Here is a 26637-nt window from a genome sequence, read left to right as displayed (position 1 = left end):
GGTTCAGGGGTGCTGGGTGTGGCCGGCCGCTCCGCTGTCGTCGCCCGGTTTCGCGCCGTTGCTGCCGGCCGCTTTCCCCGGGATGATCCGGGGCTCCGGTCCCTGTGGGCCGTCCGCCGAGTCCTGGGTCTTCATCGCTTTGGCTTCGCTCTTGAGGATGCGCGCCGCCTTGCCCGCGCTGCGTGCCAGTTCTGGAAGCTTCTTCGCACCGAACACGACGATGACGACGATCAGAAGTATCGCGAGCTCGCTGAGTCCGAACACCTGTTTCCGTTTCCTTTCGGAGAGCCGCAAGGCCGTCGGCCCGGTGGGAGCCGAGTCAAAACTACATCACTGTAGAAGAATGGTGGAGTGGGCCCGGAGCGGCCCGAAACCGGCGGTACGCCGGCCGAAGGCGGCGTCCGTGCTCAGTACGATGAGCTGCTTCAGCGCCGGGAGCGCCGGCAGCAGAGAAGGGAGGAAGCCGGGATGACACCTCGCCGACGGGGTCAGGGAGAGCTGGAGGGCCAAGTGCTGGCAGCGCTGCGTGAGGCGCCGGGGCCGGTGAACGCCGCGTGGGTGCAGGAACGACTGGGCGGTGATCTCGCCTACACCACGGTCATCACCATCCTGACCCGACTGCACGCCAAAGGAGCGGTGTCCCGGGAGCGGACCGGGCGCTCCTTCGAGTGGACGCCGACCGCCGACGAGGCGGGTCTTGCCGCTCTGCGCATGCGGAAGATGCTGGACGCGGAATCGGACCGGAAGGCGGTGCTCGCCAGTTTCGTGACCGCTCTGCCACCAGGGGACGAACAGCTCCTGCGCCGTCTGCTGGCTCAGGTGGAAGACGAGGGGGAAGGCTGACCGCATGGGAGTCTTCGTCTTCCTGCCGCTGGTCCTGCCCTTGAGCGCGTGGCCGGTGGCGCGGCTGGCCGAGCAGCGTCTGCATCCGCGGGCGGCCACCTGGCTGCTGTCGGTGGTCGCGGGCGTGCTCGCCGTGTGCAGCACACTGTGCCTGGCGCTGCTCGTCGTGGTCGGTACCGCGCAGTTGCCCGGCAATCCCCTTCCCGACGGCTGGTCCGATCCCGAGGTGCGGGAGGCGGTTCCCTACGACGACGTCGCGGGCACGGCCGCCATCCCCGCGTTGACCGCCGTGCTCGTCTCGTGCGCCCGGCTTTCCTGGCGTCACGACCGGATGCGCCGCCGGGCGGGCGAGGCACTCTCCGCGCTGCCGTCGAGGTCGGTGGCGGTACTGCCCGACCGGACCCCGTACGCGTATGCCTTGCCCGGTGGGCTCCGGGGCACCGGCCGGGTCGTGGTCACGACCGGGATGCTGGCGGGATTGAGCGCGTCGGAGCGCCGGGCACTGTTCGCGCACGAACGGGCGCACCTCGTGGGCCGTCACCACCGCTTTCTTCTTGTGGTGCGGCTGGCCGCGCTGGCCAATCCTTTTCTGCGTCCGCTGCGTACCGCGGTGACCTACACCGCGGAGCGGTGGGCGGACGAGGAGGCGGCCACGGCGGTCGGCAGTCGGCGCGTCGTGGCCAGGGCCATCGGCAAGGCGGGACTGGTCACGCGCGGGGCACCCATCCCGACCCTCGCCGGATTCGCGGCCGCGGGGCCGGTGCCGCGCCGGGTGGCCGCGCTGCTGGAACCGGCGCCTGCCGTGTGTGTCTGGCCACCGGTGTCCACCACGGTGGGTCTGGCCGCCTGGGGCGCCGCCGCGGGCACGACGGTGTCCGCCCTCTCCTCGGCCAACTCCGCCGTGACGCTCTTCTTCATTCTCCGGGCGGCCACCCCTCTGTGATTCCGGGCAGCCGACCTGCGTGGTCCCTGTTCCCGGGCCGTACGGCCGTGCCTTGGTGGCCCGCGGCGTCGTCGTCACGCGAGGCGCGGCGACGACGCCGGAGTCCGGGCGGTCAGAGGTCGAACTCCCGCGGCGGCAGTTCGAGGATGTAGCAGGCTTCGCGGACGACGGCCTGCTCGGTCTTGTCGAAGTCACCGTCTGCGCCGCCGATGACGATGCCGATCTGGATCACGGCACGTGCCTCGGCGGGCTTCTTCTTCGCCTTGGCGACCTCCTGCATGACGCTGACCTTGCCGAGGGCGAAGTCGGTGGTCAGTTTGGTCAGGCTGTCGTCGAAGCGACGCTGGAGATCGTCGGCGGGGAAGTTCTGCAGCACCTCGTTGGAGGCGATCAGCTGCGCCACGCGCTGCCGCTCGGACGGGTCGATGGTGCCGTCGGCAGCGGCGACCAGCGCGCACATCGCCATGGAGGCGTCGCGGAAGGCGCCGCTCTTCAGGTCGTTCTTCTTCGCCGTGAGCTGTGTCTGCATCATCGAGGCGGATTCCTTGACGCGGTCCCACAGGGCCATGAGAACTCCGTAAGTGTCGGGGGTCGTCCGGGCGGTGCCAGGGGGAACTCCCGGCCCCGGACAGCCGGTTTGCCGGTACGTGCGGACAGTGGTCGGTGAGGTCGGTCGGCGTCTCAGTCCTCGCCGGGCTCCTCTTCGCCGCCTTCGAAGAAGTCACCGGCTTCGTCGGCGACTTCGGCGGCGACCATGCCGCCGGCCACACCGACGGCGAGGCCGGCCGCACCGGCGGCGACAGCGGTGCCGAGGCCAGGGCCGGACCGGTGACCGTGGCCCGCGTCGTGGTGGTCCTCACCGTGCCCGTACGGGGAGTGAGTTCCGTAGTGGGAACGCCGTTCGACGAGCCGGCGGACCCAGCTGTCGACCTCGGCGCTCCAGTCGGTGTCCTCGACACCGTGCCGGCTGACGGTGAAGCGGGTCAGCGCGTCATGACCGCCTTCGAGCGGTCCGCCGCGCTTGTCGGCCTCCAGGACGACCTCCATGCCGCCCGGGGTGGCGAGGAACGTCACCTCGATCTCGTTCACGGCATGCGCGTACCGAGGAGAGGGCACCAGCTCGATCTCCTGGTAGAAGGGCAGCTGCTGGCCCGTGCCGCCGATGCGGCCGTATTCGAGGTCGGCGGACCTGAAGCCGAAGCCGTTCCGGCCGAAGGCTTCCAGGATCGCCTCCTGGACCGGCAGGGGCCGGACCGCGATGGGGTCGAGGTCCCCCGTGTCCTTGGCACCGGCCACCCCGAGTTCGGTGCGCAGGCCGAGGACGATGCCGAGGGGCTGGCCGTGCAGTTCGCTGATCGGCGTCTCCCACGGCAGCGTCACCGTGAACGGCACACTGTGCTGCTCGTCCTGGGCGAGACGGAAGCCGCCTCCGACGGTGAACCGCTCGAAAACGACGACGCCTCTGTGCTCCCCTTCCTCGGTCTCCGCCTCCACGCGGGCGACCAGTTCCAGCGTGATGTGCTCGATGCCGAAGTCCGTGCTGCCTCCCTGGAGGCGCACTTCGCCGGTGAGGACTCCGCCGGGCAGCACCGCACCCGGGGTCAGAACCGTGTCGGCGGCGGGTCCGCCGACGCCGAGCGAGCCGAGCAGGCGTTTGAACACCATCGTGGCGTCCACTCCTTCGTGATGCTTGTGATTCTTGCGCGACGCCGGCGCCCTGGCCGGAACCGTGGTGGCGTGCCGACTCCACCGTCCTCGTCAGGCCGGCCAGTGCCCTTGCTCACAGCGATCGTGGGCATGGCACGCCCCGCGACGAAGAGACGTAATCTACACGCCTGTAGAAGCATACGGATGGCGACGGCTCCGCAAAGGGGGAACCTCGGACCTTCCCGGGTGGAGCACCGAATCCGCCCGGCACTCGGACGGGCTACGCCCGGAGGACGCCCCTGGGGCATACAGCTCCCTGCCACGCCTTCGCCGTGCCTTTACAGTGGGTGTAGAAATTGACGGTTCCCTCGAAGGAGCGTTCTTTGCCCGCCAGACCGACGGATCCCTCGGGGCCGAGTCACCGACCAACGGACCACGGCCGGGGTGCCTCCCGGCACGGTGGTGCTCGGTGACGGCCGCCCTCGGCCTGCTGGCCGTCCTGGTGCTGACCGCCGGCACGGGATACTTCGTCGCCCAGGAGTTCGCGTACGTCGCCGCCGACCGTTTCGCACTCGCCCGCGAGGCGGAAGCAGGCGACAGACGAGCCGTCCGGGCCCTGCGAGTGCTGGAGCGGCTCTCCTTCATGCTCTCGGGCGCCCAGCTCGGGATCACCGTGACCGGCCTGGTCGTCGGCTTCCTCGCCGAACCGTCCGTGTCCGCGCTGCTCCGCCCGGTGCTCGAAGGAGCCGGCCTGCCCGGCGGCGCGGTCTCCGCGATCTCCGTGGTGCTCGCCTTCGTCCTGGCAACCGTCGTGCAGATGGTGCTGGGGGAGCTGGCTCCCAAGAACCTGGCGCTGGCCGTACCGGAGCGGCTGGCCAAATCGCTGGCCGCCTCCACGCTCGCCTACCTGAAGATCATCGGCCCGGTCGTGCGTGTCTTCGACGGCGCGGCGAACAGACTGCTGCGCAGGATCGGCATCGAGCCGGTCGAGGAACTGCATCACGGAGCCACTCTCGAAGAACTCAGCCACCTGATCGGTGAGTCACACGAACAGGGGCACCTCCCGGCCGACACGGCCGAGCTGGTCGACCACGCGGTGGAGTTCTCCGACCGCACGCTGGGTGAAGTCATGGTGCCGCGTGCGGACGCCGTCTTCGTACACAAGAACTCCACCGCCGCCGCCGTGGTGGAACTGATCGCCGAGCACGGCCACTCCAACTACCCGGTCTTCGGCGACCACCCCGACGACGTGGCCGGTGCCATCGGCGTACGTGATCTGATGCGGCTTCCCGCCGGCCTCCTCGAAGGCACCACGGCCGGAGCGGCCGCGCGCCCGCCGTTGCTGCTGCCCGACACGCTTCCGCTGCCGGACGCGGTGGCACAGATGCGCGCAGGCGACGACGAGTTCGCGATCGTTCTCGACGAGCACGGCGGCGTCTCGGGCATCGTCACCTACGAGGATGTCGCCGAGGAACTCGTCGGCGACATCGCCGACGAGAACGACGTGGTGGTCGAGCTCGCGGTCGCCGACGGCGGCGGCTGGCTCATCGACGCCGGACGCCGCCTCGACGAGATCGAGGCGGCCACCGGAATCGTGCTCCCCGAGGAGGAGGATTACGACACGACTGCTGGTCTGATCATCGACCGGCTCGGCCGCTTCCCCGCTGTCGGGGACCGGCTCACTGTGGACGGTGTCGACCTCCACGTCCTGACCCTGGACCGGCACGTCCCCGAACGCGTCCGCATCGAACGCCGGGTCCACGCCGAGAACGCCGCCGAGGAGGCGCAGTCATGAACTTTCCGACGGCCCTCTTCGTCACGGTCCTGCTGCTGGCCGGCAGCGGCTTCTTCGTCGCGGCCGAATTCGCCCTGGTCGCCGCCAAACGCCACCGCATGGAGAAGGCCGCCGCCGACGGGAAGCGAGGCGCCAGGGCAGCTCTCTCCGGCATGCGGGAGCTGTCCCTGATGCTGGCCGGAGCACAGCTCGGGATCACCATCTGCACCCTGGGCCTGGGCTCGATCTCCAAGCCCGCCATCTCACACCAGGTCGACCCGCTGCTGCACGACATCGGCCTGCCGAGCGGACTCAGCTACGGCCTCGCCTTCGCCTTCGCCATGACCCTCGTGGTGTTCCTGCACATGGTGGTCGGCGAAATGGCACCCAAATCATGGGCCATCGCCCATCCCGAGCGCTCGGCCATGCTCCTGGCCCCGCCCTTTCGCGCCGTGGCCAAGGCCGTACGCCCCCTGATCTGGCTGCTCAACAAGGTCAGCAACGCCCTGGTGCGCATGTGCCGGGTCCAGCCGCGCGACGAGCTGGCGACCGTGCACAACCGCGAGCAGCTCACCCACCTCGTGACGGAATCCGAGCGCCTCGGGCTGATCAACAAGGTCGACTCCGAACTGATCACCCGCTCCCTGACCGAACCGCAGACCCCGGTCGCGCAGCTCCGGACACCGGCGGAGGACATCACCACCGTTCCGGCCGGTGCCGGCCTGGACGCGATCGTGGCCCGCGCCGCTGCCGCGGACCGGACACGGCTGCTCGTCCTGGACGGCAGGACGGTCCTCGGGTCCGTGCACAGCCGCGACGCCCTGGTCGCCCGGGCTCGCGGCCGGGCCGTCACCGCCCGTGACCTGGCTCGTCCGGTGCCCGAGCTGTACGAGAGCGACAGCATCTCGCACGCGGTCGAGCAGCTGCGCCGCCGACGGTCCTCTCTGGCGGTGATCCGCGACGACGAGGGCCGGCTCACCGGACTGATCAGCCTGGACGACCTGATCGCCCGCCTCATGGGGTTGGAGACCACGGCGTAGGCCGGCAACGCCACGGTCCGCTCATCGCAGGTGTCCGGTCCGTGGGCCGGGACGAGAACGGGTATCCCGGCGCCCGGGCGGTGATCAGCGGGCGAGGACGGCGACACAGTGCCTACGCAGCAGAACCACGAGCAGGAGGCCGTCGACCGCCACAGGGCGGGATCGCCGCTGAGGTCTTCGGCTGGTGGCGTCGCCCACGAGGAAGCGTCCCTCCAGGCCGGCGGATCGCAATTTCGCCTGCGCCTGTTCCACCGTCTTCGGCGCGAGGCCGACGCCGGTGACCCGGTGGCCAGGCTTCGGCGATGAGCTTGGACGGGGAGCCGGTACCGCAGCCCACGTCGAGCACGGTCTCCGGCGTGGTCGGGCCGGGCGGTCAGAGGGGTGACCCGGGCGATGCGGGTGCGCTCCGCGGCCGGTCGGTGCTCGGGGTCGTCGTCGGAGGCGTCGGCTGCGGCGCCCCAGCAGGCCGTGATGGCAGCGGAGCTGGCAGCCGGTGTGCCTGGTGACCTGCTGGGCCGACGACGTGACGCCGTCAGTCCGTCGCGGTGCGGCGGGCGTAGGCGCGGGCGGCGCGGGCGCGGTCCCCGCAGCGGGTGGAGCACCACTGGCGGCGGCCGTGCTTGAGCAGGAAGCGGTTGCAGGGCGGGGAGGCGCAGGCGGTCAGGCGGGCGGCGGCGGCGGGGGCGGTGAGCAGGTCGGCGGCGTCGGCGGCGATGACGGCCAGGGCGTGCTCGACTATCGCGGTGGTGGGGTGGGGTGTGGCGCGGTAAGGACCGGTCTTCTCGTCCCACAGCAGGAGGGATGCGGTGGGGACGCGGGTCATCGCGTCGTTGACCGCCGTGACGGCGGCGGGCAGGGCGGGCTGGCCGGCGACGCGGGAGGCCAGGAGCGACCTGACCTGTTCGCGCAATGAGCGCAGCTGTGTCGCGCACACCTCCGCCAGGCCGGCGTCGGCCGGGGCGAGGTCGCGCCGCGCCAGCCACTGCTCGGCCTGCGCCGGGGTGCCCAGGAGGTCGGCCCTGTGCCCGCCGGGCAGTGCGACGGCACTGTTGGCCAGGGCCAGGGCGGGGTGCTCGTCCTCGCCCGGCGCCGAGGGCAGGGCGGCTTCGTCCGTCACGAACTCTTCCATGCCTCTCATGGTACGGATTGCATCCATCCGTGAGATACGCCTACAGTCGACTCACGGTTAACATGCGATCTATCCGTGAGGAGCTTTTTCGTGTCTTCCCCGATCCTGCACACCGCCCCGTTCCCCGTCCGGGTCTTCGGCGGCCCGACTGCCCTCTTCGAGTACGGCGGCCTGCGCTTTCTCACCGACCCGACCTTCGACGGCCCCGGCGAGCACCGGGCACCGGCCGCCGTGCTGACCAAGACGGCGGCGGCCGACGGCAGCCCGGCCGATCTCGGCCGCGTCGACGTGGTCCTGCTCTCCCACGACGAGCACGCCGACAATCTCGACACCTCCGGCCGGGCCCTGCTCGCCGACGTCCCGCTGACGCTCACCACCCCCGCCGGTGGAGAGCGTCTCGGGGAGGCGGCCACCGGCCTCGCCGACTGGCAGTCGGTCGAGTTCGAGCGCCGGGACGGCGGGCGCGGCACGGTCACCGTGACCGGCGTGCCCGCCATCCACGGCCCCGGCCCGCGCGAGGAGGTCGAGCCGATCACCGGCCAGGTCGTCGGGTTCGTGCTGGCCGGAGAGGGTCTGCCCACCGTCTACGTCAGCGGCGACAACGCCTCGCTCGACGCGGTCAAGGAGATCGCCGAACGCTTCGCCCCGGTCGACACGGCCCTCCTCTTCGCCGGAGCACCCCGCTTCACCGAAGTCTTCGACGGCGAGGTGCTCGTCCTGGACAGCGCCCAGGCCGCTCAGGCAGCGAAGATCCTCGACGCCGGCCGGGTCGTCCCCGTCCACTACGACAGCTGGGCCCACTTCACCGAGGGCCGCGACGAACTCGTCGCCGCCTTCGCCGCCGCCGGTCTCACCGACCGCGTCGACTTCGGGGTCCGCGGCTGACCCCGCACACGCTGGGCACCTGGACCGGGCACGGCCGGGCGCCGACGAACGGCTGCGGCGCGTCTCTGCCAGGCGGCACCCGGCCCCTGCCTCGCCTCCGGCACCACCGGCACCACCGCGGGACACGACCACGACCCGTCCGATCCGTGGCACCCGCCCCCGTGTGATCGTGGCACCGGCGCCGACGAGGACGTAGAGGAGAAGGTTCTCGGGACCGGGATCGCGCCAGGCTTTCACGATCGTCGGCAGCGCAGCCGCCGCATCAGCGGCCACGGCAACGATCACGGCCAACGGCGCCCGGCGGAGCCCCAGCCGGACACCGAGCGCGGCGACGGCGATCCGGCGCTCGTCGGGGACGCGCCCGGTCAGCAGCCAGCGGTGGCAGACGGGCCCGTACAGAAGCTCGATGACGAGGTCCGGCTCGGCGTCCTCGCGCAGCTGCCCGTGCTGCTGGATGCGGGCAAGCGCCTGTTCAGCACCACCGACAAGGACACCCAGCGGCTCGAACTCGTGGAGCACGAGGCGTACGCCAACCGCATGCAGAAGAATGTCTTCGACGTCGTGCGCTGACACCCCGCCACAGCAGCGGCGGCCTGGCGCGCGCGGCCCGGCGGATCCGTGGGGTCCCACCCGGCCGACCGGGCTCGGATCCGTCATGCGGGACGGACAGGCCCGGGTCGCGGCCGACGCTGTGACCGGCCCGCAGGGCACGGCCGCCGGATGCACCGAGTCGGGGAGCGGGCGAGGGCACCGGGCCGGGCGGGTGCCGGCGGACCGCCGCGCCCGGGCCGAGGGCCGCCGCATCGTCGCGCACCGGGCGGCCCGGTTCCGGGTTGGCCGCCGACGCAGCAATTGGCCGCCGTCGCAGCGATGAGTCCGCGCCTCCCGGAGAGTCTCATCACCGTGATCGACAACCTCAGGAGGAATCCCGTGACCCAGTTGCTGAGAGTCCAGAACTTCACCGTCTCGGCTGACGGCTTCGGCGCCGGTGATGGCCAGAGCCTCGAGCGTCCTTTCGGCCACGCCAATCCCGGGAGGCTGATCGCCTGGGCCGGGGCCACGGCGAGCTGGCCCGGGCGCACCGACCCCGGCGGCAGCCGCGGCCTCGACGACTACTTCACGCGGGACTACGCGCGCGGCATCGGCGCCGAAATCATGGGCCGCAACAAGTTCGGGCCCCAGCGCGGGCCCTGGCAGGACCACACGTGGCAGGGCTGGTGGGGCGACGAACCTCCCTTCCACACCCCGGTGTTCGTCATGACCCACCACCCGCGCCCTTCGTTCACCCTCTCCGACACGACCTTCCACTTCGTCGACGGAACCCCGGCCACGGTCCTCGAACAGGCTCGGGAGGCGGCGCGGGGCGAGGACGTCCGGCTCGGCGGCGGGGCCACCACCATCCGGCAGTTCCTCGACGCCGGCCTCGTGGACACCCTGCATGTGGCGGTGGCACCGGTGAAGCTCGGATCCGGGGTACGGCTCTGGGAGTCACCCGATGAGCTGCTGGACCGGTTCCACCTGGACGTCGTGCCCAGTCCGAGTGGTGTGACGCACCACCTGTTCTGGCGCAAGTGACAGCCGCTCAGGGGTGACCCCGGCCGGGCAGTTCTGCCTCCCGGGGCCGCCCCGGGAGCCTGCTCGAGCGCCCTCCGTGGCACCCGGACGCCGCTGCTGACCCCGCCCCGCCGGATCTCCTCCTGCGGGGCGGGGCGCGAAGGGAGCGGGTGCCGCTGCCTGCGTTCATCGCCCGCCGATGTCCGCAGCCGCGTCGCCGGAGCCAGGACTTGGCCTTGGTGCACCAGTCGACGGTCCGGCCGATGTTGCCGGACGCGCGTGCGCATCAGCGCGGCAGCTGTGCCGCGGGGGTGGGGCCCGCCTCGATGCCGCGAGGCAACGACTTCGCTAATCCCGGGCTTTGCGGTGGTTGGCCTGGAAGCGCGCCTTCTTCTGACGATTTCCACACGTGTTCATGTCGCACCATTTACGGGTGCGGCTTTGACTGGTGTCGAAGAAGGCGGCCCGGCAGGTGGGCGATGCGCACAGGGCCAGTCTTCCGTCTCGTTCGCCCGAGATGACGCTGACCGCGTCGGCGGCGATCACGCTGAGGGCATCTTCCACGCAGGAAGCCGGGCTGAGCTGCCATCGCCGCTCCCCCTCGGGCGTCAGGACGGCTGCGGCCCGGCCCTGGACGCTGCGCTCGTTGACGACGTGGACGGCAGACGCAGGAAGGTCCTCTTGGAGCGCGGCCGCTGTCGCGGCGGCGTGAATCGACTCCCGCAGTTCCCGGGCGAGGCCGAGCTGGGCAGTGGTGCAGGAGTCCACGGCGAGGCCGTTCACCGCGAGCCAGTCGACGAGTCGCTGCGGCGTGGGGATGCGCTCCACCGCGGTGCCGTGACGCTCCGACAGAGTCCCCGTGAAGCTGGTCGCCAGCACGTTGCCGAGGCGGAAGTCAGGGAACCCGGCAGACATGGAACCACCTTAGCAGGTTGCGGCACTGCCCGGAGAACTGCTAGAACCGTCTTAGCCGGTTCGCGATGGATCGCTGCCGGGTCCACGACGGCCAGGAGGTCTCATGCCCCGCCCGAACGGCGACGTGCAAGCATTCGAAGCCCACGCGGCTGACGCCGACCTCGACGATCTGCGCGCGCGACTGGCCGCGGCGCGGCTGCCGGAGGCTGAGACGGTGCATGGCTCCGCGCCCGGTCCCCGCCGATGGGAACAGGGCGTTCCGCTCGCCGACCTCGTCGACGTCGTGAACTACTGGCGCGACGGGTACGACTGGCGGCCGTTCGAGGAGCGCCTCAACCGGATCGGCCAGTTCCGCACAACCGTCGACGGTCTGGGAATCCACTTTCTGCACCGCCGGTCCGCGCGGGCGGATGCCACTCCTCTGCTCCTGACGCACGGCTGGCCGGACAGCGTCGCCCGGTTCGTCGACGCAGTGGACGAGCTGGCCGATCCGGAAGATGCGGACGCGCCGGCGTTCCATGTCGTGGTGCCGTCGCTACCGGGATTCGGATACAGCGACAAGCCGGCCACCACCGGCTGGGGAACCGAAAGGATCGCGGCCGCCTGGGTGGAACTGATGGGCAGGCTCGGCTACGGCGAGTTCCTGGCCCACGGCGGTGATTGGGGAGGCAATATCACCACGGTCCTCGGCGGGAGGTTTCCGGCGCACGTTCTCGGCATCCACACAACGTTCGCGGAGGCCCCGCCCGGCATGACAACGGACGGGCTGACGGCGGCCGAGCGCCAGTGGACCGAGGAAACCCGTGATTTCTGGCGCCACCGCGCGGCATACGCGAAGCAGCAGGCGACCCGGCCGCAGACCATCGGCTACTCGCTCGTCGACTCGCCGGTCGGGCTTCTCGCCTGGATCCTGGACAAGTTCGCCGAGTGGACGGACACCGAGGACAGCCCGTTCGAGACGATTTCCCGGGACAGGATTCTTGACAACGTCACCCTGTACTGGCTGACGCGGACCGGCGCGTCGTCGGCCCGCATCTACTACGAAAGCCACAACTCACTCGATCCCGGACTCCGGGTCGACGTCCCGTCGGCACTCACCATGTATCCGCGCGACGTCGAGAAGTGCCCGCGCCCCTGGGCACAGGAGCGGTACCGGCAGATCGTCCGGTGGACGACGCCCGAGGCCGGGGGGCATTTCCCGTCGCTGGAGGTTCCCGGGTTTTTCGTCGAAGACGTGCGGGAGGGGCTCGCGGCAGTGCTGGCCGCCAAGGGGTGATCACACCGCTCCGACGGCCGAGGCCGGGGAGGGAGCCGGGCTCTTCAGCCTGGCTCCCCCCGGGCCGTGGCCCGGGCCACGGCCCGTGAGTAGCCTGGGGCACCATGGTGCTGCTGGGGGTACTCGCCGTCGCCGTCCTGGGCACGTTCGTCTTCCTCGTGTTGCTGGGTGCCGTGATGGGCCAGCCAGGTGGTGTGGTCAGCTTCCTGCTGTACCTCGTCGGTGCCGGAATCCTCTTCACTGTCGGCTACTTCGCGGCCCGCCTGGTCTTCGGCCTGTCCGAACAGCAGTGTCTGTTCGCCGGCGCGGCACTCCCGATCGCCTATGGAGCCGGCCGCCTCACCTGGCTGAAGCTGGGGCTGCCCACGCCGTACAGCGACTACGAGCGCTGGCGCAGCCAGGACCACCGGGACTACTGGAGCTGACGGCCGGTGCCCGCGCCGGCCCCGGCAGTCGCGGCTCCCTGACGGGGCTGGGTACGCAAAGGGACGTACGAGCGGTCAGCTCCAGGCCCGTCGTTCCCGGCTGCGGGGGTCGTCGGCCTGCGTCCACTCGGTGTCGATGCGCATGGTGGCCCGGCGCCCGGTGTCGTAGGCGTCCCAGCCGGGGTCCCCGGTCCCGGCGAACCGGATCCAGGCCTCGTGCATGCGGGCGGCCAGCTCCGCGGGGGGCGCGTCGGGGCCGAGCAGGGCGGCGGGGCCGTGCAGCTGCGGCAGGTGCGCGAGGTCGAAGACGAAGGGCAGCTCCACGGCGTGGGCGGCGCCGAGCTGTCCGCCGAGGGCACGGGAGCGCCATGCGAACTCGTAGCCGAAGGTGGCGGACTCCGGGTGGGCCGCGTGTGCGCCGGCCAGGGCCCAGCTGCCCGCGCCGAACAGCGCGTCGCCCATGATGGCGGACCGCAGCTCGCCGAAGGACGCCCCGGGGCGGGACTTCCGGTACGTCTCGACGAGCTGCGCCGGCCTCGGGTGCGCGCGCGCCGCCGCGTCGTGGACGTCCCCGGCGGTCGAGCCGGCGTACCGGTCCACGGGAACCAGGTAGAGGTTGCCCTCCTCGGCGTTGGTCCCGATGAGCAGGTCGACGCCGGCGCTGAGGCCGGCGGCGACGGAGACGGCGGGCTGCGTGTCGAGGACCAGGCTGAAGGGGCTGAGTCCGATCAGCGGGTCGTGGTGCGTCCCGGTGTGCAGGTCGATGCCCGCGAGCCGGGATGCGGCCTCGACCAGGCGCTCGTCGGAGATCTTCGTGAAGGCGTCGGCGTGGGGCTCGGCACCCAGGTACTCGGCGGCTGCCTCGGTGACGCGGGCGGCCTGTCCGGTGGTGAACGCGCCCAGGCCGCTGCCGCTTTGGACGATCGCCCGGCGGAAGAGCCCCGTGGCCTCGGGGGCGGCCAGGACACCGCCGACGATGGTCGCCCCGGCCGACTGGCCGAAGAGGGTGACGTTGTGCGGGTCACCGCCGAAGGCCGCGATGTTCTCCTGCACCCAGCGCAGCGCGGCGACGACGTCGAGGAGGCCGCGGTTGGCGGGCGCCCCGGGGATGTCGAGGAACCCGGGGATGCCGAGACGGTAGTTGAGCGTGACGAGGACGACCCCGTCGCGGGCGAAGGCGGACCCGTCGTGGAGCGCGGACCGCGTCGATCCGGCGACGAAGCCGCCGCCGTGGACGAACACCATGACGGGCCGGTCGCCGCCCGCGGCTGCGGGCGCGAAGACGTTGACGGTGAGATAGTCCTCGCCGCGGACCCAGCCGGTGCCGAAGTAGGCGGACATGTCGATGCTGCCGAGCTTGCGCTCGGACTGCGGCGCGGTGGGCCCCGGTGCCGTGGCGTCCCGTATGCCGTCCCACGGCTCGTGCGGCTGCGGCGGGGCGAATCTGCGGGCGCCGCGGGGCGGAGCGGCGTAGGGGATGTTGCGGAACGCCTCGGTGCCGCCCCGGCGCAGGCCGCGGACGGCCCCCTGCGCCGTGGTGACGACGGGTTCGGGGTGGTGGTTCACAGTGGTGCCTTTCCGCGGGGCTCAGCCCTGCTCGGTGTACGGGGCGAAGGGCGCCCAGCCCTTGATGGCGAACGTGCTGCCCGCGCGGGCGACTTCGGCGGCGCCGTGGCCGCCCAGGTGCGCCGGGATCACGAGTGCGTTGTTGTCGGCCGCCCAGCCCAGCACCTTGCGACGGGTGGCGCGGGCGCCCGCGGGGTCCTCGCAGAAGCAGCTGTTGGAGTCGGGCTCGAGGATCTGTACCGGGCTGTGCAGCATGTCGCCGACGAACACCGCGCGGTCCGTCCCGGAGGCGAGCGTCAGTACGGACGAGCCGGGCGTGTGCCCGGGAGCCGCGTCCAGGCGCAGGCCGGCGTCGATCCGGTGGCTGTTCTCCCACAGCAGCGTCCGGCCGGCCCGATGCACCGGGGCCACGCTGTCCTCGAAGACGTTCTGGTTGCCGCGGCCGAGCAGCGGCTTGTGGCCGTTCTCCGGGTTCCAGAAGTCGAAGTCGTCCTTCGGCATCAGATAGGTGGCATTGGGGAAGGTCGGCACCCAGCGGCGGCCGTCCAGGCAGGTGTTCCAGCCGACGTGATCGATGTGGAGATGGGTGTTGACCACGATGTCCACGTCCTCGGGCTCGACGCCGGCGCGCGCGAGATTGGCGAGGAAGTCTGTTTCGAGGCGGTTCCAGACCGGCGCGTACGGGCGGTCCTTGTGGTTGCCCACGCCGGTGTCGACAAGAATGGTCTTGCCCTCGCTGCGCAGCAGCCAGGTCTGGATCGCGGTATTCACGATATGGGTCTCGGAATCCAGGAAATGCGGCGTCAGCCATGACGCGCCCTCGTCCCACACTTCCTTCGGACTTTCCGGAAAGAAGGTTTCGGGTGCCATCTCGACGGGGCCGAAGTATTCCCACACCCGTGTGACGGTGACGTCGCCGAGCTTGATCTGATCCATGAGCCGTCCTTGGCAGTTCGGGATTTCCTGAAACCGTACGAGCGGCCCCGGGGCATCCGGTATCCGTAACGTGACTGCACCTGCGCCTGCCGCGTCCGCCGGGTTCGGCCGCTTGTAGCCTGGACGGAGCAAGGCAAGGCGGCTCCCCTTCGAGAGCCACAGTTCCTGGAGAATCCGTGGACGAGCACGCAGGCGGCCGTGGTGCGGTCATGGGTTCTGGTCCGGGTCCGGGTCCGGAGGAGCCGATCGTCGGCCGGGACGAGGAGCTGGCACGTCTGTACCGTGCGGTGGACCCGGCATCGGCCGGCCCGGTCGTGATGCTGGCCGGTGACCCGGGCACGGGGAAGAGCGCGCTGCTGGACCGTGCGGTGCGCCGGGCCGAAGCCGGCGGTGCTCGCGTACTGCGGGCCGAGGGCAGCGAGTCGGAGTCCGGCCTGGCGTTCTCCGCGCTGCATCAGCTGCTGCGGCCGGTGCCGGATGCGGTGGGCCGGCTGCCGGAGAGGCAGCGCGTCGCGATCCAGGACGCCTTCGGTGCGGGGCCGTCCGCGCCCGGGCGTCCGGGCGCTCCCGGTCTCATGCTGACCGGGGTCGCCGTCCTGAGCCTGCTGTCAGCCCTGGGCGACCGGCGTCCCGTGCTCGTGGTGCTGGACGACGCGCAGTGGTTCGACCGGGCTTCCCTGGACGCGCTGTCCTTCGTCGCCCGGCGGCTCGAAGGGGAACCGGTCACGATGCTGATCGCGGTCCGCGGCGGCGGTCACCTCCCGGGATTCGGCCGTCACGTGCCGGTGCTCACCCTGGGACCGCTCGACAGCGCCGCGGCCAACCGGCTCCTCGACCTGCAGCCGGACAGCCCCGTCGGCCGCACCAGGACCCGGATCCTCGACCAGGCCGGCGGGAACCCGCTGGCACTGGTGGAACTGGCGAGGGCAGCCACCGAACACGACCCGGCCGCGGGCGCGCCGTCCGCAGGGCCACTCCCGCTCACCGATCACCTGGAGCGGGTCTTCGCCGCCCGCCTGAACCGCTTCCCCGCCGCCACGACGCGGGCCCTGCTGCTCCTGGCCGCCATGGACAGCGCCGACACCGCGGTCCTTGCCCCGGCCGGGCTGCCGAGCGCCGAGGACGCGGTGTGGCTGCCCGCCGAGCAGGCCGTACTGGTCAAGCGGACCGGCCGGGGCGTCCGGTTCCGTCACCCGCTGGTCCGGTCGGCCGTGTATCACGCCGCGTCCCCGGGCGCCCGGCGCGCGGCCCATCTCGCGCTCGCGGAAATGCTGCGGGAGGAACCGGACCGGCGTGCCTGGCATCTGGCCGCCGCCTGCCCGGGCCCGGACGCGGCCGTTTCGGAGGAACTGGAGCGGACCGCCGCCCGGGCCCGCCGGCGCGGCGGCCACGCGGCGGCGGCCATGGCCCTGCAGCGTGCCGCGGAACTCGCGCCGCGGCGTGCGGACAGCGCCCGGCTGCTGGTCGAAGCCGCTTCAGCAGCCGTGTTCACCGGTGACCTCGCGTGGGTCGAGGAACTGACCGCCGCGGCGCGCACGCGCACGGACGACGCGTCGCTGCTGGCTTCCGCCACGGTACGGGCCGGACGGCTGGCGATCCTGACCGTGCGCCACACCACCGTCTTCTCCCGGCTGATCGGCGCCGCCGGGGAATTGGCGGTCTCCCAGCCCGCCGCCGCGCTGGACCTCCTGGCCTGCGCCGCCGTCGTCCGCTTCTACTCCGGGGAGGACTCCCAGCGCCGCCGCATCCGGGACGTCCTGCGGCGCATTCCCGAGGACGCCGCCCCCGCGGGCCCGCGCACCTGGGTGACGGCCGTGTCGGACCCCTTCGAGGGCCGGGCTCAACTCGTTTCGGTGCTTCCGCGGTTGCTCACCGAGGCGGAAGCCCGGCCGGAGCAGCTCACCACCGCCGGGATCATGGCATGGCTCCTGGACGAGACCCCGCGGGCCGTCCGCGCCTTCGACGAGGCCTTCGACCACTGGGAGCTGCGCGGATCGCTGCCGGAGGGGCTGGGCGGCGCGGTCGCCTGGGCCCTTGTGGAACGAGGCCGGTGGGAACAGGCGCGTGAGGCCTGCGCCCGCACCACGGCGGTCGGCCGGATGTCCGGCCTCGACCACGCCGTGGCCTGTGCGGCCACGGTGGACGCCACCGTGCTGGCCTACCAGGGTGACACCACCGCGGCCCGCGCCCGGGCCGATGAGGCGCTCGCCCTGACCGATCCGCTGGAAAGCCGCTCGGTCTCCGTCCATGCCCGGCGTGCGCTCGGCGCCGCGGCAACGGCCGATGGCGCGTACGAGGCGGCCTACGGCCAACTCCGCACGGTCTTCACGGCAGACGGCGCGCCCGTGCATTACCACGCCTCCTACCCGGCCCTCGCGGAGCTGGCCGCCGCCGCCGTGCGCTGCGGCCGCCGCGAGGACGCCGTCCCGGTCGTCGAGCGTTCCGCGCGCACGCTCGGGGACAACGCCTCACCGCGTCTGCGCGCGCTGATCAGCCGGGCCCGCGCCCTGCTGGCAGACCCCGGGGACGCCGAGCCGCACTTCCGGGCGGCCCTGGCCGACCCGGTCCTCGAGCACTGGCCCTTCGAACGTGCCCAGACCCTCCTCGACCTCGCCGAGTGGCTGCGGCGCCGTCGGCGCATCGCAGAGGCCCGTGGGCCGCTCACCGAGGCCCTGGAGACCTTCCGGCGCCTGGGCGCACGCCCGTGGACCGAACGTGCCCGGGCCGAGGCGCGGGCCGCCGGTCTCGACGTCGCGGACGCGGCCCCCGACGCGCTCACCGGACTCTCCCCGCAGCAGCGGCAGATCATCGGGCTCGCCGCCCGGGGGCTGACCAACCGCGAGATCGGCGAGAAGCTCTTCCTCTCCCCCCGCACGGTCAGCTCGCACCTCTACCGCAGCTTCCCCAAGCTGGGCGTCACCGCCCGGTCGCAGCTGCGCGACCTCGTCGAGGGCACCCTCACGGCGGGCGGCCCGCCAGGGGTAGGGCATCCCGGCCGTTGAAGCAGTCGCCTGACCGCGTACCGCCCGACGTGCATCCGACCGGGCCCGCCGCAAGGCGAGAAGCGGCAACCCGTCAGGTCGCCCTGCGGTAGCGGGAGGCGAGGCGGGGGCTCTGGGCACCGAACGCGTCGAGGTCCGCTGCGAACACCGCCCGGAGGAGACCGTAGTCCTCGACGCCGGGAGCGCTGACGGTCTCGCCCAGCTCGATGCCCGCGAGGGCGGCGGTGACGACGTCCTCCGGGGCCATGCGGGGGACGGCCGACAGGTCCAGGCCCTGCACCGTGTGGAACTCGGTGGCCACGATGCCGGGACAGACGACGTGCACCCGCACGCCGGTTCCCGCCAGTTCGGTGTGCAGGGTCTGCGACATGGCGACGGCGTGGGCCAGCGTTCCCGTGTAGACGGCGCGGCCGGCCTTCTGCGCCGAGGGTCCCGAGAAGGCGAGCATCCCGGCGACGTTCACGACCGTTCCGGCACCGCGCGCGAGCATGCCGGGCAGGGCCGCGCGGGTCAGTATCACCGGCGCGGTGACCTTGACGCTCAGCAGCTCCCGCGCCCTGGCCGCAGGCAGTTGGTCCATCGGCATGTAGTGCGCGACGCCGGCGTTGTTGACGAGCATGGCCAGCGGCCGGCTCGCGCACACCGCGGCCACGGTGTCGATGCCCTCATCGGTGGCCAGGTCGGCGGTGACGACGTGCGACTCGGTGCCCGGCAGCGACGCCGCGAGTGCTTCGAGCCGTTCCCGCCGCCGCGCGACGAGGAGCAGGTCGTATCCGTCCGCGGCCAGACGCCGGGCGAACGCCGCGCCGATTCCTGAGGAGGCACCGGTGACGAGGGCGAGTGAAGACATGGTTCTACTCCTCATGTGAGTGTGACTTGTTCATGCGGCGCACGGCGTGCACGGTCGGGTGCCGGCGGTTCCGATCCGCCGGAGAAGCCGGGGAAAGATGCCCCCGGCTCCGGGTTCACGCCTCACTGCCGCGACGGTCCGGTGGTGCCCCGGCCGCTCTCCGGCGCTGTCGCCCACCATCCGGCCCGCGGCCCCGGGCCGGCCAGGGCCCTTGCTGTCCAGAGGAGTGACAGGGCCCCCTCCCGGGCACTCCGCGCGATCTATCGTGTGGCCCATGACCGATGAGCCGAACAGGCTGGGAGCGTTCCTCCGGGCCCGCCGCGACCTCGTCACCCCCGAAGAGGCGGGCGTCCCGGTGACGGGCGTGCGGCGGGCACCGGGCCTGCGCCGTGAAGAGGTCGCGATGCTGGCCGGCATCAGCGCCGACTACTACCTGCGTCTGGAACGCGGCCGCGACCGCAGGCCGTCGGTGCAGGTCCTCGAATCCCTCGCCCGCGTTCTGCGCCTCGACGACGTCTCCAGGGCGTACCTGCTCGACCTCGCCGCGGACAAGCCCCGCCGTCGGCGGCGCCCGCGCAAGGAGACGCTCCCGCCCAGTACGGCCCGGCTCGTGTCCATGCTCCCGCTGCCGGCGTTCGCCGAGGGCCGCTACCTCGACATCCTCGCCGCCAACCCTCTGGCCACCGCGCTCTCCCCGCGCCTGGTCGTGGGGGCCAACCGACTGCGGGACGTGTTCCTGGACACCGGCGAACAGGACCTGTTCTCGCCCCACTCGGAAGACGTCGCCGCCGGGCTGGTCGCCGGCTTCCGGGACGCGGTCGGCACCGACACCGACGATCCGCGCTGCATCGAACTCGTCGGTGAACTCTCCCTGGTCAGCCCGCTGTTCAGGCGGTTGTGGGCACGCCACGACGTGCGGCTGCGAGGCGGCACGGCCGTTGTCTCGTTCAACCACCCGGAGGTCGGCGAGCTGCGTCTGCACAGAGAGAAGCTGCTCGTCACCGACACGGACGGCATCATGCTCGTCGTCTACCACCCCGACCCCGATACCGACGACGCCGGCAAACTGGCCCTCCTCGGCTCGGCACTGCGGAGCCCCCGCGACAACCCGGCCCTCGGCCGCCGGGCTCACGGCTCACCGCACTGAGAACGCCGCCCACCCCCCGCCCGGCCCGACGGGAACGCGGGCCGCACCAGGATCACGGCGTGCCACGGAGATCGTTCTCGCGACCAGCGCGACGACCTGACGGGCCGGCCTCGGCTTTGCCCGGTGGGCTACGCTGTCCGCCATGACTACCGGGACGGCATCGCGCCACACACGGATTGGTGACCCGGTGCCCTTCTGAGCGCCGTACGGACCGGTGCCGGTCTGTCCGGTGCCGGCCCGCTGTCCGTTCGGGGATCTCGCGTTGGTGCACGGGCTCCGCCTCCGTCGTGTTGACCACAGGCTCAAACACGTCAATCACGACAGGAGAACCCATGCCCACCAAGATGCTGCGGATCCCCACCGCCGACGGACGGGCCGACGCGTTCGCCGCCTTCCCCGACGGTGGCGGACAGCACCCGGGGGTGCTGATGTACCCGGACGGCTTCGGCATCCGCCCCGTGCTGCGGGACATGGCCCGCGAACTCGCCGGGCACGGGTACTGCGTACTCGTCCCCAACCTCTTCTACCGGCACGGCCCGGCCCCGGTGACCGAACTTCCCGAGCACATCGGGGAGGAGGTCCGGCCCGCGATATTCGCCCGGCTGATGCCCATGATCGAGGCGCACACCACAGAACGTGCCCTGAGCGACGCCGACGCCTATCTGGGGTTCCTCACCGCTCAGCCCGAGGCCGGCGCCGGACCGGTCGCGGTGACCGGCTACTGCATCGGCGGCCTGATGGCGACGCGCACCGCCGCGGCCCACCCCGGCCGGGTGGCCGCACTCGCCGCATTCCACGCCCCGGTGGGGGCCGACGGGCCCGGCAGCCTCTCCGAACTCACCGCCGAGGTCCACTTCGGGCACGCCGAGAGCGACTTGACGCCGGGGGCCCTCGGCCGGCTCAACAAGGCGCTGGACGCGGCGGGTGCCGACTACACCTCCGAGATCTACCCCGGGACCGTTCACGGCTTCACCATGTCCGACACCGACGCCTTCAACCCCGCCGCGCTGCAGCATCACTGGGACCGTCTGCTGCCCCTCCTCGGCCGCACCCTGTCCGGCTGAGGCTCCAGTCCGGGACAGGGCCGAGGCCGTCGGCTCCTGAGGTGCCAGAACCCAGGGCACCGGGCGAGGATCATCCGCTCCTCGGCCCGCTCCCCACGTCGCCACCGCCGGTGCCCGGTCCCGGGCACCGGCGTGGTGGGGCCGGTGCCCGTGCGCACCGTACGGAATCGCCTCCACCGCCGGAACGCCAGCTGGTCCGGGATGTCACCCGGGTCTCCCCCGGCGCCCGTTCCCCAACTGCCCGGGTGGTCCCTCGGCGAGCGGTACGGCGGCCGGCTCGCCCGGTGCTTGGCCGCCCCCCATGACTGTGCGGACGCGCCCTGATCCCTCGGGTGCGCCGGAGCCGGCACAGCCCGCGTGCCGGCTCCGTGTTCCGCTACGTCCCGGACGCCGCCCCCGGCCGGATGGCGACCGCGGCTCCGGTGACGCGCACTCGCCGGTCACCGGGGCGCAGGCCGACTTCCAGCAAGGACGGACGTCCCATGTCGTAGCCCTGGTGGAGCGTGAGCGTTGCGTCCTCCGGGACGAGCGCCAAGTCGCGGGCGTAGGCGCCGAACGCCGCTGCCGCCGCGCCCGTCGCGGCGTCCTCCACCACGCCGCCGACCGGGAACGGGTCGCGGACGTGGAAGATGGTCGGCGCCTGGCGCCACACGAGCTGGACGGTCGTCAGGTCGAGCCGCTCCATCAGCCGCAGCAGCCGGTCGAAGTCGTAGTCCAGGGCGGCCAGTCGCTCGCGGGTGGCGGCCGCGAGCACCAGGTGGCGCACGCCCGCGAAGGCGATCCTCGGCGGCAGCGCGTCATCGAGTTCGCTCGCCTGCCAGCCGAGCGCCGCCAGTGCTTCCGCCACATCGGCGGGTGCGGCATCGTGCACCCGGGGCTCGACGCTGGTGAGCGTGGCCTTCAGTACGCCGTCGTCCTCCCGGACGGTGACGGGAACGTGGCCCGCGGAGGTGTGGAAGCCGAAGTCGCCCGTGCCGCGGTGCTCGCCCAGCGCCACCGCGGTGGCGACGGTGGCATGACCGCAGAAGCCGACCTCCGCCCTGGGGCTGAAGAACCGCAGGGTGAAAGACCGTTCGTCGTCCGCATCGGGCCCGGGGGTGACGAAGGCGGATTCCGAATAGCCGAGTCCGGCGGCGATGGCCACCATCTCGTCGTCGCCGAGGGCGGAGGCGTCGAGGATCACGCCGGCGCCGTTGCCGCCGGCCGGGCTGGTGGAGAAGGCGGTGTAGTGCAGCACCTCGGTGGCCCCGTGCCCGGACGGTGCGGTCGCGGTGGTCCTGCCCGAATCCGACATGGTCAGTGGTCCTCTCTCGCGGAACTTCTCCGAAGTCGATGATCGAAGCCGGATACTTCGTCGTGGACGGAGATATCGATGTCATACGCTGCGATCATGACGGGCGAGCCGTTCAAGCAGCAGACCGGCATCGCCCGCGCCGCGGCACTGATCGCTGGCTTGCCGGGCCGCGGACAGCGTTCGCCGTCTACGCACCGGCCACGGCGGCGACCCCGGCGCCATGCCTCCTGCGCACGGTCACTCCAGAGCGACTCGGTGCGCGTTCGTGACCAACTCGGTGACGGCGAGCGATCACGGCCGGGCAAGTCAGCGATCACGGCGTCGCCGGCCGTGTGGCCGAAGCCGGCGTGCGCGGCCGCCTGAGCGCCGCGACGGCCGGCGGGAGTGAGCGCGCAGGGACCCGAGTCGACGGGTGAGCGGATGGCCCCCTGACGGGGAAGGGCTGCGACCCGGGGAGGTCGAAGAGCCCTCCCCCGTTCTCAGTTCCGCCGGAGGCGGGTGGTGCGCGCAGAGCCGGCCGGGACCGGGCGGTCTGCGCGCGGGCGGCCGGCCGGGGCTTTGCCCGGCGGGTCAGAACTGGTTCTCGCCGCCGTTGACGTGCAGGGTGGTGCCGAGCAGGAAGCTGCTGTCCGCGGAGGCGAGGAAGGCCACGGCGGCGGCGACCTCCTCCGGGCGTCCCCTGCGGCCGACCGGGACTCCCGCAGCGAGTTCCGCCTTGACGGCGGCCGCGTTCTCCTCGCCGATGGCGATGTCGGCTCCGGGGGTGTCGATCGCGCCCGGCGCCACCGAGTTGACCCGGATGCCCCTGCCCTTCAGTTCGTTGGCCCAGGTCCGCGCGAGGGACCGGACCGCGGCCTTCGACGCCGCGTACAGGCCGAAGGTCTCCCGGCCGTCGTCGGCGCGGATGGAGTCGTTCAGGATCACCGAGGCCCCGTCGTTGAGCAGCGGCAGCGCCTTCCGCACGGTGAGCAGGGTGCCCCGGACGTTGATGCCGAACATCCGGTCGTACTGTTCCTCCGTGGCCTGCGCCAACGGTGCGAGCGTGGCCGTGCCCGCGTTGGCGAAGAGCACGTCCAGGCCTCGGCCGCGGTCACGGACCGCTGCGTAGAGCCGGTCCAGGTCGGCGGGCTCCGATATGTCGCCCGGCACCGCGGTGACCGCGGTACCGATCGACTCGACGGCCCCGTCGAGCGCGTCCCTGCGCCGGCCGGTGATGAACACATGGGCGCCCTCGGATGCCAGCCGTGCTGCGGTGGCCAGGCCGATCCCGGTGCTGCCGCCGGTCACGACGGCGGTCTTGCCTTCCAGCTGTCCCATAGCTTGAACTCCCGAAACTTAGATACCGATCGGTGCGTAATGGAACCGTAGCACTTCTGCACCGATCGGTATCGAGAGGTAGGATGGGACCGTGGAGATCACCCGGAAAGCGCCGGTCGGCCGGCCGAGAGGCTTTGACGCCGACGAGGCCCTGGAGCGGGCGATGAGGGTCTTCTGGGAGCAGGGCTATGAAGGCGCCAGCCTGACCGACCTGACCCGGGCCATGGGCATCACCCGCAAGAGCATGTACGCGGCCTTCGGCAACAAGGAGGAGCTGTTCCGCAAGGCCCTGGAGCGCTACACCGAAGGCCCCGCCGCCTATGCGGACCGCGCGCTGGAGAAGCCGACCGCCCGCGAGGTGGCCACGGCGTTCCTCGCCGGCTCGGTCAGCACGACCACCCGCCCCGGCTGCCCCGCCGGATGCCTGGGCGTGCAGGGCTCGCTGGCCGCGGGCGACTCCGGCCGGGCGGCCCAGGATGCCCTGACCGCCTGGCGCGACGACGGCCGTGCCCGCCTCCGCCACCGGTTCCAGCGGGCCGTCGACGAGGGCGACCTGCCCCCCGGCGCGGACCCGGAACTGCTCGCCCGATACATCATGACCGTGTCGAACGGCATCGCCGTCCAGGCCGCCGGCGGCGCCACCCGCTGCGAACTCCAGCAGGTGGCCGACGCGGCGCTGCGAAACTGGCCGCCCGTCTGACCGCCCCCGGGCGGGCCCCTTCACGGGACTGGTCACGGATCCGCCCGACGGCACCGGCGGATCCCGGTGAACTTCTCCAGCGCATGACCACGCTCCCGTGGGCCCGGAGTTCGGCCGCGACCGAGCAACACCCGCAGCCGTCCGCCCCGGCCCGGACCAGCGGGGATTGGGCGCGTCCGGCGATGGCTCATCGCCGCCGGGCCGGCGGTCGCGCATGCCGGTGACGACCCGGCAGGACCGGGCCCCGAAGCCACTCGGATCCCGGACGCGCAACCGGCGCCGAGGCAGGCCGGTGGCACAGGAGCACAGCCCGGGAGTCGACCGTCTGCGAGTCGACGGGCCGGAGGCTGGGCCGCTCCGCGGACTCCGTGCTGCGCCGGACCCGGGCGGACCCAAAGGTCGTGCGGGCCGTCGGAGCCGGACCCGGCGTTCGTCCGGTAACCGGCCATCACCTCCCGGGCCGGGCGCCCGTACGGGAAGGTCCCGGGCCGCTCCGGCCGGCCGAAGGAGTACGCGGACGGTTCCGGCCCCATGGCCGGCCGGCCGCACTCGCCGCCGGGACCTTCGTTGCTGCCGTCGAGCGGCCTCGGGACCACCAGGCCCCTCAAGCCCGGGGGTTCTTCCCGGCGGAGTCCGGGGAGCGGGCCTCGTCCGCGAGCCGGCGGGCGCGGTGGTTGGCGACGTTGAGGCGGTTGCCGCACAGGCCGGGCATGCAGTAGCGGCGGCGCCCCGCCTTGCTGGTGTCCACGAACATGCCGTCGCACACCGGCGAGGAGCAGTGCCGGATGCGGTCGTGCTGGAGTGTGTGCAGGACGCCGAGCAGCCCGGTGCCGATGAGGGCGGCCAGCTCTTCGGCGAGCGAGGCCCGCGGGGAGGTCTCGACGTACCACTGCCAGCGGCCGTCCGCGTCCCTGTGCAGTACGGGCCCCACGCCTGCCCGCCCGACCAGTGCGTTGGCGCCGTCGGCGACCTGTTCTTCGCCGGTGGCCTCCAGAAGAGCGCGCACTTCCCGGCGCAGCGCGAGCACCTCCTCCAGGTCCTGCGCGGTCGGCCGGAGGTCCTGCGCCGGAGCATCCGGGAGGAGACCGCGGTCGGCCAGGAAGCGGCCGAGTGCGTTCGCGTCCACGAGCACCTCGCCCGTACTCCTGCGGACCCGGGCGGAGGTGTTGACCAGATCGGTCGCCACACCCGCACCCGTCGCGTAATCGGAAAAAGGAAACTTCACGCCTTACCTCATGCTAGCGTAACCGGATAAGAGTCATTATACCCATTACAGCATGGAGGCTCGGAGATGAGGACGCACAACGGGCACACACCGTGGAAGCTGCGCCGGCGCACCCGGGTCGCCGCCGGCGAGGTCGCCACGGGCGTCTTCGGCGAAGGCCCACCCGTCGTCCTGGTCCACGGAACCCCCGCTTCCTCCTACCTCTGGCGGAACGTGGTGCCCGCGCTCGCCCGTCACCACACCGTCTACACCTGGGACCTGCTCGGGTTCGGCGATTCGCGCATCGCGCCGGGCGCGGCGCCCTCCATCGCCTTGCAGGCACGCACGCTCGTCGAGCTGACCGAACACTGGGGCCTGGAAGCCCCCAGCCTGGCCGGGCACGACATCGGCGGGGGGATCGTGATGCGTGCCCACCTGACCGAGCAGCTGCCGGCGAGCAACATCGCCCTGCTGGACGCCGCCGTGCTCGGCCCGTGGAACACACCGTTCACCGAACACCAGCAGCGCTACGCCGAGGCGTACCGGACCATGCCGCCGCACGTCTTCGACGACATCATCACCGCACGCCTGCGCACCGCGACGCACCTGCCGATGTCCGACGCGGACACCGCCGCCTACCTCGCCCCCTGGGCCGGAGCCGACGGCCGGCAGCGCTGGCTGGACCAGGTCTGCGCCGTCACCTTCGAGGACACCCGGGACGCCGTCGCCCGCCTGGACCGCGTCACCGCACCCACCCTGGTGCTGTGGGGCGCGGAAGACCAGTGGCTCCACCCCGGCACCGGCGACCGGCTCGCCGCGGCCATCCCCGGCGCCCAGCGGGCCACCATCCCCGAAGCCGGCCACTTCATCGCCGAGGACCAGCCTCAGCACACCGCCCACGCCCTCGCCGAGTTCTTCGGCCGGCACCGCCCGTAACGCCGGACAGCGCCTGGAGCACCGGCCATGTGCAGGGCTCCGGGACGGTGAAATGGCCGGGCGTGCAGGCGGAAGACGGGCATCGGCCACCCGGCACCCGCCCCGGCGTGACGCCACAGGGGCCCGGCACGCGCGGCCGGAGGGCGTCAGGCTTCGTCTCCTCCCGGGGCCGTCCGCCCATCCGCCGCGC

24 protein-coding genes and 1 pseudogene are annotated in these 26637 nt (G+C 72.2%); 14 read left to right on the top strand and 11 right to left on the bottom strand.

The genetic code is table 11. The features are described from left to right. Positions 1-3: 3 nt before the first annotated feature. Positions 4-264, bottom strand: coding sequence for a twin-arginine translocase TatA/TatE family subunit (gene tatA / locus GCU69_RS13795; protein ID WP_156206224.1), 261 nt, complete (start codon positions 262-264; stop codon positions 4-6). 204 nt (positions 265-468) lie between these two features. Between tatA and GCU69_RS13790 the strand changes: the two genes are divergently transcribed. Beyond that, positions 469-843, top strand: coding sequence for a BlaI/MecI/CopY family transcriptional regulator (locus tag GCU69_RS13790; protein ID WP_098754980.1), 375 nt, complete (start codon positions 469-471; stop codon positions 841-843). 4 nt (positions 844-847) lie between these two features. Next, entirely contained in the window at positions 848-1786 is a 939-nt protein-coding gene (locus GCU69_RS13785) for a M56 family metallopeptidase (RefSeq protein WP_156206223.1), read from the top strand. Positions 1787-1898: 112 nt separating this feature from the next. Here the strand turns inward: GCU69_RS13785 and GCU69_RS13780 are convergent, their stop codons facing one another. Together GCU69_RS13780 and GCU69_RS13775 are read right to left on the bottom strand one after the other, a co-directional pair. Next, entirely contained in the window at positions 1899-2354 is a 456-nt protein-coding gene (locus tag GCU69_RS13780; RefSeq protein ID WP_156206222.1) for a tellurite resistance TerB family protein, read from the bottom strand. Positions 2355-2467: 113 nt separating this feature from the next. Next, positions 2468-3451 (bottom strand): sporulation protein, encoded by a 984-nt coding sequence (locus GCU69_RS13775; RefSeq protein WP_156206221.1) that lies wholly within the window; start codon positions 3449-3451, stop codon positions 2468-2470. A gap of 451 nt (positions 3452-3902) precedes the next feature. Between GCU69_RS13775 and GCU69_RS13770 the strand changes: the two genes are divergently transcribed. Together GCU69_RS13770 and GCU69_RS13765 are read left to right on the top strand one after the other, a co-directional pair. Continuing rightward, positions 3903-5228, top strand: a complete 1326-nt coding sequence (locus tag GCU69_RS13770; RefSeq protein WP_156206220.1) for a hemolysin family protein — start codon at positions 3903-3905, stop codon at positions 5226-5228. Continuing rightward, positions 5225-6247, top strand: a complete 1023-nt coding sequence (locus tag GCU69_RS13765) for a hemolysin family protein (protein WP_156206219.1) — start codon at positions 5225-5227, stop codon at positions 6245-6247. Before GCU69_RS13770 ends, GCU69_RS13765 begins: the two co-directional genes overlap by 4 nt. Positions 6248-6779: 532 nt before the next feature. Here GCU69_RS13765 and GCU69_RS13760 read toward each other — a convergent pair. After that, positions 6780-7376, bottom strand: a complete 597-nt coding sequence (locus GCU69_RS13760; protein ID WP_156206218.1) for an ABATE domain-containing protein — start codon at positions 7374-7376, stop codon at positions 6780-6782. Between the two features lie 90 nt (positions 7377-7466). Here GCU69_RS13760 and GCU69_RS13755 point away from each other — a divergent pair, with 90 nt between their 5' ends. From GCU69_RS13755 to GCU69_RS13745, 3 genes and pseudogenes are all read left to right on the top strand, one after another. Beyond that, positions 7467-8261 carry an MBL fold metallo-hydrolase gene (locus tag GCU69_RS13755; RefSeq protein ID WP_156206217.1) on the top strand — a complete coding sequence of 265 codons (795 nt, stop codon included), beginning with the start codon at positions 7467-7469 and terminating at the stop codon, positions 8259-8261. A 441-nt stretch (positions 8262-8702) separates the two neighbouring features. After that, a pseudogene (locus tag GCU69_RS33660) lies at positions 8703-8831 on the top strand (dihydrofolate reductase family protein); the annotation flags it as partial. A 360-nt stretch (positions 8832-9191) separates the two neighbouring features. Next, positions 9192-9836: a dihydrofolate reductase family protein gene (locus GCU69_RS13745; protein WP_156206216.1), complete on the top strand. Its 645-nt coding sequence runs from the start codon at positions 9192-9194 to the stop codon at positions 9834-9836. Positions 9837-10163: 327 nt separating this feature from the next. On the opposite strand, the gene GCU69_RS13740 is transcribed toward GCU69_RS13745, so the two are convergent. Then, positions 10164-10730: a CGNR zinc finger domain-containing protein gene (locus GCU69_RS13740; protein WP_156206215.1), complete on the bottom strand. Its 567-nt coding sequence runs from the start codon at positions 10728-10730 to the stop codon at positions 10164-10166. A 103-nt stretch (positions 10731-10833) separates the two neighbouring features. On the opposite strand from GCU69_RS13740, the gene GCU69_RS13735 reads away from it, so the two are divergent. Next, positions 10834-12006: an epoxide hydrolase family protein gene (locus tag GCU69_RS13735; protein ID WP_156206214.1), complete on the top strand. Its 1173-nt coding sequence runs from the start codon at positions 10834-10836 to the stop codon at positions 12004-12006. A 104-nt stretch (positions 12007-12110) separates the two neighbouring features. Continuing rightward, the gene (locus tag GCU69_RS13730) at positions 12111-12431 is read left to right on the top strand and encodes a hypothetical protein (protein WP_156206213.1); all 321 of its coding nucleotides are present in this window, start codon (positions 12111-12113) and stop codon (positions 12429-12431) included. Between the two features lie 75 nt (positions 12432-12506). On the opposite strand, the gene GCU69_RS13725 is transcribed toward GCU69_RS13730, so the two are convergent. Together GCU69_RS13725 and GCU69_RS13720 are read right to left on the bottom strand one after the other, a co-directional pair. After that, positions 12507-13997 (bottom strand): carboxylesterase/lipase family protein, encoded by a 1491-nt coding sequence (locus GCU69_RS13725; RefSeq protein ID WP_156206212.1) that lies wholly within the window; start codon positions 13995-13997, stop codon positions 12507-12509. Positions 13998-14018: 21 nt separating this feature from the next. Next, on the bottom strand, positions 14019-14933 hold the full coding sequence (locus GCU69_RS13720; protein WP_156206211.1) for an MBL fold metallo-hydrolase: 915 nt from the start codon (positions 14931-14933) through the stop codon (positions 14019-14021). 176 nt (positions 14934-15109) lie between these two features. Here GCU69_RS13720 and GCU69_RS13715 point away from each other — a divergent pair, with 176 nt between their 5' ends. Further along, on the top strand, positions 15110-17935 hold the full coding sequence (locus GCU69_RS13715; RefSeq protein ID WP_156206210.1) for a helix-turn-helix transcriptional regulator: 2826 nt from the start codon (positions 15110-15112) through the stop codon (positions 17933-17935). Between the two features lie 73 nt (positions 17936-18008). Here GCU69_RS13715 and GCU69_RS13710 read toward each other — a convergent pair whose 3' ends face one another. Then, positions 18009-18785 carry an SDR family NAD(P)-dependent oxidoreductase gene (locus GCU69_RS13710; protein ID WP_156206209.1) on the bottom strand — a complete coding sequence of 259 codons (777 nt, stop codon included), beginning with the start codon at positions 18783-18785 and terminating at the stop codon, positions 18009-18011. Positions 18786-19059: 274 nt separating this feature from the next. On the opposite strand from GCU69_RS13710, the gene GCU69_RS13705 reads away from it, so the two are divergent. Together GCU69_RS13705 and GCU69_RS13700 are read left to right on the top strand one after the other, a co-directional pair. Beyond that, positions 19060-19932 carry a helix-turn-helix domain-containing protein gene (locus tag GCU69_RS13705; RefSeq protein ID WP_098753208.1) on the top strand — a complete coding sequence of 291 codons (873 nt, stop codon included), beginning with the start codon at positions 19060-19062 and terminating at the stop codon, positions 19930-19932. A 332-nt stretch (positions 19933-20264) separates the two neighbouring features. Next, positions 20265-20996, top strand: coding sequence for a dienelactone hydrolase family protein (locus GCU69_RS13700; protein WP_156206208.1), 732 nt, complete (start codon positions 20265-20267; stop codon positions 20994-20996). 376 nt (positions 20997-21372) lie between these two features. Here GCU69_RS13700 and GCU69_RS13695 read toward each other — a convergent pair whose 3' ends face one another. Together GCU69_RS13695 and GCU69_RS13690 are read right to left on the bottom strand one after the other, a co-directional pair. After that, positions 21373-22290, bottom strand: a complete 918-nt coding sequence (locus tag GCU69_RS13695; protein WP_156206207.1) for a PhzF family phenazine biosynthesis protein — start codon at positions 22288-22290, stop codon at positions 21373-21375. A gap of 570 nt (positions 22291-22860) precedes the next feature. Continuing rightward, positions 22861-23607: an SDR family NAD(P)-dependent oxidoreductase gene (locus GCU69_RS13690; RefSeq protein ID WP_098753191.1), complete on the bottom strand. Its 747-nt coding sequence runs from the start codon at positions 23605-23607 to the stop codon at positions 22861-22863. Positions 23608-23698: 91 nt separating this feature from the next. Between GCU69_RS13690 and GCU69_RS13685 the strand changes: the two genes are divergently transcribed. Beyond that, positions 23699-24307, top strand: coding sequence for a TetR/AcrR family transcriptional regulator (locus tag GCU69_RS13685; protein ID WP_098753190.1), 609 nt, complete (start codon positions 23699-23701; stop codon positions 24305-24307). A gap of 604 nt (positions 24308-24911) precedes the next feature. Here the strand turns inward: GCU69_RS13685 and GCU69_RS13680 are convergent. Next, the gene (locus GCU69_RS13680; protein WP_098753189.1) at positions 24912-25532 is read right to left on the bottom strand and encodes a CGNR zinc finger domain-containing protein; all 621 of its coding nucleotides are present in this window, start codon (positions 25530-25532) and stop codon (positions 24912-24914) included. Between the two features lie 66 nt (positions 25533-25598). On the opposite strand from GCU69_RS13680, the gene GCU69_RS13675 reads away from it, so the two are divergent. After that, positions 25599-26447 carry an alpha/beta fold hydrolase gene (locus GCU69_RS13675; protein WP_098753188.1) on the top strand — a complete coding sequence of 283 codons (849 nt, stop codon included), beginning with the start codon at positions 25599-25601 and terminating at the stop codon, positions 26445-26447. Positions 26448-26637 lie beyond the last annotated feature (190 nt).

The sequence above is a fragment of the Streptomyces lycii genome (assembly GCF_009735685.1).
Taxonomy (GTDB): domain Bacteria; phylum Actinomycetota; class Actinomycetes; order Streptomycetales; family Streptomycetaceae; genus Streptomyces; species Streptomyces lycii.
This window is presented reverse-complemented; position numbering and strand designations above follow the sequence as displayed.

What these genes read in the sequence shown, in the direction of transcription:
- GCU69_RS13790 (WP_098754980.1), top strand. Translation starts at nt 469, where the DNA reads ATGACACCTCGCCGACGGGGTCAGGGAGAGCTGGAGGGCCAAGTGCTG.
- GCU69_RS13785 (WP_156206223.1), top strand. Translation starts at nt 848, where the DNA reads ATGGGAGTCTTCGTCTTCCTGCCGCTGGTCCTGCCCTTGAGCGCGTGG.
- GCU69_RS13780 (WP_156206222.1), bottom strand. Translation starts at nt 2,354, where the DNA reads ATGGCCCTGTGGGACCGCGTCAAGGAATCCGCCTCGATGATGCAGACA.
- GCU69_RS13775 (WP_156206221.1), bottom strand. Translation starts at nt 3,451, where the DNA reads ATGGTGTTCAAACGCCTGCTCGGCTCGCTCGGCGTCGGCGGACCCGCC.
- GCU69_RS13765 (WP_156206219.1), top strand. Translation starts at nt 5,225, where the DNA reads ATGAACTTTCCGACGGCCCTCTTCGTCACGGTCCTGCTGCTGGCCGGC.
- GCU69_RS13760 (WP_156206218.1), bottom strand. Translation starts at nt 7,376, where the DNA reads ATGGAAGAGTTCGTGACGGACGAAGCCGCCCTGCCCTCGGCGCCGGGC.
- GCU69_RS13740 (WP_156206215.1), bottom strand. Translation starts at nt 10,730, where the DNA reads ATGTCTGCCGGGTTCCCTGACTTCCGCCTCGGCAACGTGCTGGCGACC.
- GCU69_RS13735 (WP_156206214.1), top strand. Translation starts at nt 10,834, where the DNA reads ATGCCCCGCCCGAACGGCGACGTGCAAGCATTCGAAGCCCACGCGGCT.
- GCU69_RS13730 (WP_156206213.1), top strand. Translation starts at nt 12,111, where the DNA reads ATGGTGCTGCTGGGGGTACTCGCCGTCGCCGTCCTGGGCACGTTCGTC.
- GCU69_RS13720 (WP_156206211.1), bottom strand. Translation starts at nt 14,933, where the DNA reads ATGGATCAGATCAAGCTCGGCGACGTCACCGTCACACGGGTGTGGGAA.
- GCU69_RS13710 (WP_156206209.1), bottom strand. Translation starts at nt 18,785, where the DNA reads ATGTCTTCACTCGCCCTCGTCACCGGTGCCTCCTCAGGAATCGGCGCG.
- GCU69_RS13705 (WP_098753208.1), top strand. Translation starts at nt 19,060, where the DNA reads ATGACCGATGAGCCGAACAGGCTGGGAGCGTTCCTCCGGGCCCGCCGC.
- GCU69_RS13700 (WP_156206208.1), top strand. Translation starts at nt 20,265, where the DNA reads ATGCCCACCAAGATGCTGCGGATCCCCACCGCCGACGGACGGGCCGAC.
- GCU69_RS13695 (WP_156206207.1), bottom strand. Translation starts at nt 22,290, where the DNA reads ATGTCGGATTCGGGCAGGACCACCGCGACCGCACCGTCCGGGCACGGG.
- GCU69_RS13690 (WP_098753191.1), bottom strand. Translation starts at nt 23,607, where the DNA reads ATGGGACAGCTGGAAGGCAAGACCGCCGTCGTGACCGGCGGCAGCACC.
- GCU69_RS13675 (WP_098753188.1), top strand. Translation starts at nt 25,599, where the DNA reads ATGAGGACGCACAACGGGCACACACCGTGGAAGCTGCGCCGGCGCACC.